1 pseudogene is annotated in these 272 nt (G+C 73.2%); it reads right to left on the bottom strand.

Going from position 1 to position 272, the window contains the following annotated elements:
• Nucleotides 1–272: pseudogene (locus C7C46_RS35480) on the bottom strand (XRE family transcriptional regulator); the annotation flags it as partial.

Below are 272 nucleotides of genomic sequence, written 5' to 3'. Positions count from 1 at the left end.
GTCGGCCAGGTCGCTCAGCTTGGTGCCGAAGGCGTTCAGCATGCCGGTGACGCGGGGGTGGGCGGACACCTCCGCCGGGACCGACACGGCGGTGGCGACGGCGGGTTCGAGGTCGCCCCGGCCGAGCTGGGCATGGGCGAGGCGGACGGTGGTGATCGCGTGTGAGCGCTGCATGGCGCCCCGGCGAAGCGCCATGCTGCGGTGCGCGTGAGCTTCCGCTTCCTCCCAACTGCCGGCCGAGAGGTAGGCGGCCAGGGCCAGGGAGTCGAGTT

The organism is Streptomyces tateyamensis, from assembly GCF_003205575.1.
Lineage (GTDB): Bacteria > Actinomycetota > Actinomycetes > Streptomycetales > Streptomycetaceae > Kitasatospora > Kitasatospora tateyamensis.
This window is presented reverse-complemented; position numbering and strand designations above follow the sequence as displayed.